This is a genomic window from Faecalibacterium sp. DFI.5.82, assembly GCF_029076575.1.
GTDB classification, from domain to species: domain Bacteria; phylum Bacillota; class Clostridia; order Oscillospirales; family Ruminococcaceae; genus Faecalibacterium; species Faecalibacterium duncaniae.
This window is the reverse complement of sequence record NZ_JARFIS010000116.1, coordinates 1-402: the sequence shown is the minus strand read 5'-3', so window position 1 is coordinate 402 and position 402 is coordinate 1. Positions and strand designations below refer to the sequence as shown.

Annotated in this window: 1 protein-coding gene; it reads left to right on the top strand. The window is 62.4% G+C overall.

Annotation, left to right across the window (positions count from 1 at the left end; all coding sequences use genetic code 11):
* On the top strand, positions 1-402 hold a 402-nt coding region (locus P0G09_RS15840), incomplete at both ends, for a polysaccharide biosynthesis C-terminal domain-containing protein (RefSeq protein WP_275253134.1).

Sequence of the window (402 nt, the reverse complement as noted above, 5' to 3'; positions counted from 1 at the left end):
GGCCCTGAGCTATCCTTTTATTGGCGTGTACAACGCCGGTGCGGCCCTGTTCCGCGCCCAGGGCAACAGTAAGATCAGTATGCTTTCCAGCCTGGTGATGAACGTGGAGAACATTGGCGGCAACGCCATCCTGATCTACCGGTTCGGCATGGGCGTGATGGGTGCGGCCACCGCCAGCCTCGTGAGCCGGATGATCGCCTGCTTCACCGTGATGTTCCTGCTGCAGAAGCCGGATTGTGCGCTGCGCATCGACCACCTCACCGACCTGAAGCCTGACCTCGACCTCCTCAAGCGCATCCTGAAAGTCGGCATCCCCGCCGGCATCGAGAACGGCATGTTCCAGATCGGCAAGCTGTCGGTCTCCAGCCTGACCAGCACGCTGGGCACCGCCGCCATTGCGGC